5 protein-coding genes are annotated in these 8,055 nt (G+C 61.2%); all 5 read right to left on the reverse strand.

The features are described 5' to 3' along the window. Positions 1-11 precede the first annotated feature (11 nt). Positions 12-5,048: a DNA polymerase II large subunit gene (locus HBNXHr_RS14265; protein WP_275882655.1), complete on the reverse strand. Its 5,037-nt coding sequence runs from the start codon at positions 5,046-5,048 to the stop codon at positions 12-14. Beyond that, a complete protein-coding gene (locus HBNXHr_RS14270; protein ID WP_275882656.1) occupies positions 5,049-5,474 on the reverse strand; it encodes a PPC domain-containing DNA-binding protein in 426 nt (141 codons plus the stop codon). 87 nt (positions 5,475-5,561) lie between these two features. Further along, the gene (locus HBNXHr_RS14275; RefSeq protein ID WP_275882657.1) at positions 5,562-6,341 is read right to left on the reverse strand and encodes a Zn-ribbon containing protein; all 780 of its coding nucleotides are present in this window, start codon (positions 6,339-6,341) and stop codon (positions 5,562-5,564) included. After that, a complete protein-coding gene (locus tag HBNXHr_RS14280; RefSeq protein WP_275738309.1) occupies positions 6,341-6,727 on the reverse strand; it encodes a DUF2073 domain-containing protein in 387 nt (128 codons plus the stop codon). The genes HBNXHr_RS14275 and HBNXHr_RS14280 overlap by 1 nt, the downstream gene beginning before the upstream one ends. 6 nt (positions 6,728-6,733) lie before the next feature. Continuing rightward, entirely contained in the window at positions 6,734-7,375 is a 642-nt protein-coding gene (locus HBNXHr_RS14285) for a GTP-binding protein (protein ID WP_275740962.1), read from the reverse strand. Between the last annotated feature and the right edge of the window lie 680 nt (positions 7,376-8,055).

The raw sequence follows: 8,055 nt of genomic DNA on the forward strand, positions 1-8,055 counted from the left end.
CCGCCAGCCACTCACATGAAGTCCCCGATCCCCGTCTGCCTGCTCGTATCGTCCTCGAAGACGCGCTTGATCGACCGATCCAGGATCTCCAGGCGCTGTTTGGTGTACTCCCGGGCTCCGAACTCCTCGGCCACGCGCGTGGCCGTGTCGATGTACTTGTTGACCGAGCCCTCGTGGACGGTCAGATTCACGTCGCCGCCACACTCCCGACAGGTGCCGGTGAGGGGCATCCGGCGGTACTTCTCGCCACATCCGAGACACCGGACATCCTGCCGCGAGAAGGCTCGCAGGTTGCCGATCAGGTCCGGCAGGAAGTGATACTCGATGATACGCTCGGCGACGTCGGTCTCGTCAACGGCCCTGAGTTTGCGAGAGATCTCGAGCTGGGCGTCCATCTTGTCCTCCATCGATCCCAGGGTCTTGTACGCCGAGAGATCCGGTCCGAGCGCGATATTGCTGGTGTCGTGGGTGTGGGCGAAGCCGGTGTACTCGTCTTCCGTTCCCAGGGTGTCCTCGGCAATCTTGACGTCGACATCTTCCGGATGAGCCATCTCGCGGGTCGCTTCGTAGAGTTCCAGCGGATACTGCTCGACGATGTCGATATTGTGGGCCTCGTCGTCGATCTCGGCCGGGTCGATCCGCGAGGACATCACCAGGGGCGCGTCCATTCGGCCGCCTCGCTGATTTGGTAAGTACTTCCGACTGAAGTTGAGCAAGCCGTCCATCAACAGCATGACGCAGTCCTCGTCGCCGTCGCATTGGCCAGTATACAAATCATTTGCCACGAGCGTGTGCGTGTCCGAGACCGTCAGTGAATACAGGTGATCAACGTCACTCTCAACGACTTGGATATCAGATACTTCGTCAAGCCAAACGTCGCCACCGTCACCGCAAAGTCGCTGTGTCCGGAGTTCAGTTGATTCTAAGGCTACGGTTAGCGCTTCTGACTTTCGAGACAAGTGGAATCCGATCCGCTCGGCGAACCGCGCCGCGTTCTCGGAAGTGACTTTCACGACCCACGTCTCGAATTCCTGCTCTGTTTCATAGAAATCAGCGACCTCTCCGGTTTGCGGGATCCGCGTTTCACGAAAGATTTTGGGGACAATTTCGAATCGCTTCAGTGCCGCGACCAGGTCATCTTTGAGTTGATCACTTACCGTGTGCGCCCGAACTTCGATTCGATCACTGGACGCACTACCATCACCACTGAAATACGACGATAGGAACGCACGAAGAACGCTATCCGGAGCGGTCAAAATGGATTCGGGGATCTGCTTACCATCAGCGGAGCTTCCGAGACCCAGTACCTCATCAAACAGAACAGCGACGAGACGACTCGATACCGTCATTTTCCACTCGTTCTCTTCGTATGCTTCAATTGATAGCGATTCATCGATAACCTGTCTGACCAACTCACGAGCAGACTCATCAGGGATACAAATCGTCGTCTGATAACAATTTTCGGTAGAGCGTGTGAAGCCTTCGGCAGCGTAGTATCCTAAGAGCGTAGCAAACGATTCATCGAGTTGGAGGTGCCGTGAAATCGTGACCGAATCTCGTTTGACAGCCAGCTGAACATCAGAAGGAACCCGGCTAGGCACATCATCAAACAGTGTCGTCAAAACTGAAACCGGAACGCTGTCTCGGTTAACCCAATTGTAAACCGTTGAATCGCTTACTCCCAAGCACTCTGCGACTGGTTTGAGATACTGATCTGATTTTGTCGCTTCGTCGAAGAGTGATTTGATACGTTCGCTCCCTAAGCCACGGATCATTACCTCTTCGTTGGAGAGACGATCCAAAGCCATGAATTCCGAGAGCAGATCATACGTCCGGTGAGTACCCTCGATATCAACCGATTTAGGCATGGGTAATCGGTCACCGGACGTTAGCTCACTCGCTGGGACTTCCTCCGGGCCGTCTTCCCATCGGCGCATCGAGTGGTCTTGTGAGACAGTGATTGTCCGTCCACTCTTCGTTTCGATTTTGAGGAGATGATCCGGAGCAGGATGCTTCGAAACAGCTTCGATCGGTTTTCGGACCGGTGTTCCGTCGCTGTCTATGGACGGGACATGAGCGGTACCTGGTAACTCTTCGACCACCGTTCCAAAGTCGTCCATTCTGGGATCGTCAAGCCGACTCTCTACCAGTTGTTCGATGGATTGATATCGCGACTCATCGGACTCGTCTTCAAACCACACCTTGGTCTCCGGATGGAAACAATTCCGGCGCTTCGCGGCGTGAAAGTACGGATGGGCGTACCCGACAGCAGCCGAGGTGAAGCCGATGACGCGGCCGACGGTCGCCGCGCTGGTGTGGGGAGCCATCCCGAAGACGAGTTCGCCCACGAGGTCGTCGCGGTCGTCGAGTTCGTAGTAGGGATCGAGACCGTAGTACGACTCGAGGAGGTCGTCGATGAAGTCCGCCGTCTTGAGCATGTGCTCGGCCGCGCCGTTCGAGAGGACGACGTCCTGAACGTTCAACTCGACCAGTTGATCGTCGTGGACGAGCGGATCGCCGCGGATGTCTGCCTCGTAGCCCAGCTCGCGGAACTGCTCGACGGTGACGTCGAGTTCGGCCGGCCGGACCGACGTGACCGGAAGGTCGGTCATGTCATAGCGGACCGTCCCGTCCTTGAATGCACTAATGTCGTGTTTGGCCCGAAGCACGCCTTTCTCCATCGGCTCGGGGGTTTTCTCCTTCGAGGTCAGCCCTTTGACGCCCTTGAGCACGTCAAAGGCGACCTCGCGCTCGCCCACGTTGTCCATGGCCTGCTGGTAGACCTCGCCGACGTCGATCGTCGTCATTCTCGTCGGAGAGGCAAGCGTCTCACACCGCGGGCACTCGGCGCGGCCGGACTCGTCGGGGTCGACCTCGCGGTCGCAGTCCGGGCAGACGTAGACCGTCTCGGTGGTCCCACCGCAGTCGGGACACCGTGCCCGGTAGGTCTCCGTCCTACAGTCGACACAGCGCCGGCGGCCCACTTCCAGATCGACCTCACCGGGTGCGTCACCCATCTCGTCGGCGTGACCGGCAGCCTTCGCGACGTCGCGCTGATTGCCGCCCGCTTCGCCGATCGGGAACAGCGTGTGCACTGCGGGGGAGAGTTCCCGTTCCTCGGACTTCTCGGGGCGGCCCATCCGGTTGCCGATCCGGGTCGGCGCTCGCTCCCGGACATCGAAGGGGGCGATCTCGTTGACGGCCTCGATGGCGTTCTCCCCATCGTCGTACGTGCGGGCGCGCTCCGAGAGGTCCTCGATCGTCCACGTCCGCGTCAGATCGTCGTCAAAGCCCAGCGTCTCGACGAGCGGTCGCCAAGTCGGGACGATCAGCGAGGCCTCGGTCTGGGTGTGTTCGACCAGCAGGGATTCGAGGGTCCGCGTGGCGGTCTCACTCCGCGGGAGGACGAGATCGCCGGTCGTCGTCTCCGCTGATACGTCCCGGGCAGGTGGATCGGCGGCTGCACCGTCGCCAGTGACGATCTCGCCCTCGGCGATCGCGTCGGCCAGCGCGTCGATGTCCGCGACGCTCACGTCGTGATAGACGTAGGTGTATTTCGGGTGCAGCGGCGCGTCGTACTCTCTGGCCCACTCGAGGGCTTCGGCCGGCGTCGGATCGTCGAGGTCGACCCCGACTGAGTCTGCCATCGCCTGAACGTCCGCGCCGGCGGCCTCGAACTCCTGAACCCACCACTCGACAGTGTAGGCGGCCGGCGCGAGCGGGTGGTTGTTCTCGACGAACTCGCCGTAATTGACGAGATATTCGCCCAGATCGAGGACTTTCTCGACGCCGTTGCGGACTTCCTTGGCCTCCGCGGGGTCGTCGATCCGCCGGACGTCGCCGTTGGCGAGCCGAACCGTCGGCCCCTCGATGGTGTCGACTGGAACCACACCCGCCGCTTTCCCCGGGCGCTCAGTCTTGATCTGGGTCCCGGTCGCGAGAAAGTCATCGACGAGGTGCATCGTCGCCGGGTGGACGCCTGCGGTCGCGTTCCCGTGATTCCTGGCGCGGCCGTAGCGCAGTCGAAACCCACCCGATTCGCTCGGATGGGAGAAGACGGGGCGACCCGCGATGAGGTCCCGGAGGTACTTCTTCGAGGGGTCGGCTCGGGGTGGCCCCTCGGTTTCGCCTGGAGCGTCCTCGCCGTCGTCGGCCTCGTCGTCTGGGTCACCCGCGTCGGCCTCGTCGGTCGCTTCGTTGTCGTCTTCGCCGATCGTCCCGTCGATGAGATCCTGGAGCCACGGCCACTCGACCTCGTCGAGTTGGCGGGTGTACCGTTGGATCTTCGGGGCCTTGAGCGCGATCCCTTCGGCCATGACCAGGCACATCCCGCCCCTGGCGCTGTTGGAGTCGACGCGTTCGAGGTCCCGGTAGCCCGAAACCTCCTCGTCGCCGGTGGCCTCGCCGTCGAGCATGATCGGCATGTTTTCGGCGATGTGACGGGTCTCCTTGTCCTTCGGCGAGTACTGGAGGCCGGTGTCCTCGTCGTAGAGCTCGATCTCCTCGACGTAGCGACCGATCTCCTCTTCCCGGGCGTGGTACTCTTCGATGTCCAGCAGCGTTCGCGCGTAGTCGGCCACGAGGACCGAGAGCGCCTGGGCAGTCCCGCCGGCGGAGCGGATCGGGCCGGCGTAGTAGACGTTGACGAACTGGGTACCGTCGTCGTTGTCGAGGAGTTCGACGCGATCGATCCCCTCGATCGGCGCGGCGACGACCCCCTCGGTGAGAAGGGCGACGGCCGTCCGGACCGCGCCCTCGATCTTGCCCGCCTTCGTGTCGTAGTCGCCGACAGTCCCCTCGACGAAGTCCTCGACCAGGGCGAGGGCGGCCTCCTCGCGGGACATCTCGCCTTCGAGGTCACGGACGCGCTCGGCCACCCCGTCGATGCCGAGGATGTTCTCGACGCGGTCGGCCATGTCCTTGGCGACCGGGATCTCGACGTCGGTCGTCGGATCGCCACCCGCCTCCCGAGCGTTCCGGGCCACGTCCATCGCCCGGTCGAGTTCGTCTTCCAGGCGCGCGAAGTAGCGCTCGTCTTCCTCGCGCATCTACAGCGCCCAGAGATCGCCGCCGGTCGTCTCGTCGGGAACCCGTTCGAGCGATTCCTCGAACGTCCGGACGTACAGTTCACCGATGAACGTCTCCCCCGCGTCGAGGTGGCCGGCGATCGCCGTCCCGTCCTCCCGAGAGAGCACGACGTGCGTGTGCGCGAAGGGGTCACCGTCGACATCGAGCGAGATGTTCCCGACGCAGGCCGCGACTTCCAGCGGTTCGTCGAAGACCGTCTCGCGGTACTCCTCCTCGTCCTGATCGTAGTACCAGATCGTCGCCTCCTGGACGGTCCCCAGACCGAAGAAGACGGCTGCTTCGATGTCCTCGCTGCGGGCGAAGTCCTCGATCTGGCCGCGCCAGTCCTCGCCGTGGGTCAGGCTGGCGACGAACTCACGCGATCCGGTGAGCTCCCGGTAGTTCATGTGTCTACCCACGGCGACGAAGACAAAAAGGATTGCTCACGGGCCGCGGCGGCGGGGGCTAGCCGATCACAAAGTCCCCGACCACGTTCAGTCCCGCCAGGTGTCAGGGACCTGGATCTGGTAGCGACCGTCCTCCTGAAGCGCGATGATGTACTCCTCGCGCTCGTAGAGCTCCATGAGGTTGAGTTCGTACTGGCCGGGTTCGACGATCCGGATGGACTCGAACTGATCGTTGAGTTCCTCACGTAGTTCGGCAAGGTCGGGGCGGTCTTCGGTCACCGTTCGGGGGTCGGCGGCTGGCTCTTCGCTGGCGATTCCGGCATCGCCACCTGTCGAACCGACGGCCACGTTGCCGGTCGATTCAGGGAGTTCATCCGGCGAGACGACGGCCGACCGGGCCGACGCCTGGGCTTCGTCCTCGATCCCGGCCGTGGGGCCAGTCCCGCTGCGGTTCGATTCGGTCGCCGTATCGGCCCGTGCGCTGTTTCTCGGCGTTCCCCCAGTGACCCCGTCCCCCGTTTCAGGTCGAGCCGTGGACGCTACGTCTTCGGTGTCGGTTGCAGCGCCAGCAACATCGCTCGGCCATGGTGACAGCGGATCAGCCTCGTCGGGATCGACGCCGGTCGCCGGTTTTTCATCACCGCCGATGAAGTTCTTGACCGTCTGGGCCGCGTTGCCGACGGTCCGGGCGACCGAATCCTCGGATTGCGGTCGCTCAGGCGGCTCCGCGTCGGGGCCCGGCTCGGAAGCGGTGTCGCTGCCCGGGTGATACTGGAACGTGTTGCCAGCACACTCGGGACACCCCGAGAGCATCTCTGTGGAGCCGTCCTCGAAAACCGTGCCACACTCCGTACACTGGTGGGGCATTATTTCCTGGAGACGAGGGCGCTGATGAGCGTTTCGTCCTTGTGGAGTGTCTCGATCTGGTTGGCCGGCCCGATCACGGTGAGTTTCTTCGTCGACTCCTTGCCCATCAGCCGGTCGAGGAGACTCTTGTCTCTGGCCTCCGACTGGGGGTAGGTCTCGATCTCGATCCCGTTGAACTCGTCCGGACTGATCTCGGTCATCGTCACTTCGATCAACCGTGACTCCTCGTCGGGACTGAGACCCTCCTCTAAGACAACGATGTTGCCGTCACGGACGCCATCCAGAATCATCCGGATCTTCTCCATGCTGGCCATCCCGTCCATCCGCTGGCCGCTGATCAGGTCGATCTGGACACCGTCGCGTGCTTTGTTTGTGACTTCAGCCATCCTCGATCACCCGAAGTACTCCGCGATCTTGTCGTAAACTTCGTCCATGTTGTCGCCTTCGAGCGCGGACAGCGGGACGGTCTCGTGTTGGGGGAAAGCGTTGCTGATCCGCTTGACACTGGAATCATCGAGGTCGATCTTGTTAGCAAAGATCAACACCGGCAGGTCCTGGCTCTCGATGATGCCGATCAACATCGTGTTGACCTGCGTGAAGGGATCCTCGGCGGAATCCAACACGTAGATGACACCGTCGACGTCCTCCCGGAGCCAGTGCATCGCTTCAGCGACACCCTCCGTGGCTTCACGGGATCGACGGACGGCATCGTCTTTCTCCATGTCGTGATCGAGGAACTCGGTGTAGTCGACCTTGGTCGTCACGCCCGGCGTGTCGACGATGTCGATCTGAACCGACTTGCCGTCACGTTCGATCTCGACGTTCTCCTTGCGGCGCGCGCGTCTGGTTTCGTGTGGAACGGCACTTTCCGGCCCAACCGCGTCGCCGGTCCAGTCCCTGGCGATCCGATTCGCCAGAGTGGTTTTGCCGGCGTTGGGCGGTCCGTAGATGCCGATGCGTTTCGGATCCTGTTCTGAGAACAGGCTCGAAGCGGCACGTGAAATGCTGTCTCTGAGTTCTGTGAGCAGGCCCATCCTATCCTCCCGCGCCCGAGCGAATCGGGGCATCTGCGCAAAAGACTTTCCCGAATTCACTTAACTGTACGTCAGACATATATAACGAATTCTGAACGAACTGGCCGTTTCGGCGTACAATCGGTGTCAAACCCACCTTCTGTAATGATTTACTTCGAGAGAGGTATGACAGTAATGCTCCAGTGCCCGCTGTTGGTGGGTTCGGTTCGTGGCTGGATCCAAACCTATCCCGTTGGTGTTTGTTGTGTTTCGGCGTTCATTTTGTCGGCCCTGCTCGTCACTACCACCAAAATCGTGATAGAGTGTGACTAGCGAATGGTCGGTTACACCCCCCACCCCTTCGTTTCAAGTGGAACCGTGCGAACCACCGGGTGGAGCGTGGGCTGATCGGGACCAGTCGTGGAACGTGGCGAAATCCCGCAGGTTTGCCGGCTTGGCCGCGATCCGACATTGTCGACGGGCGGATATGACGAATTTGTGATGGTGACGCGGTATACAACAGTATATAATGGATTGTGACTCACCCCAATTTCGGGATCATTTCCACTGGAGTCATCGTGCCGATCAGTGCCCTTCGCCATGTGCTTCCTACTGTCGAATCGAACAGCGAAGATCCGAATTAAACGAGTAAAGCAACGAAATGGGACCGATCGCATACTGAAATCCCATGCCAAAGTATC

Origin of the sequence: Halorhabdus sp. BNX81 (assembly GCF_029229925.1) — an archaeon.
Classification (GTDB): Archaea; Halobacteriota; Halobacteria; order Halobacteriales; family Haloarculaceae; genus Halorhabdus.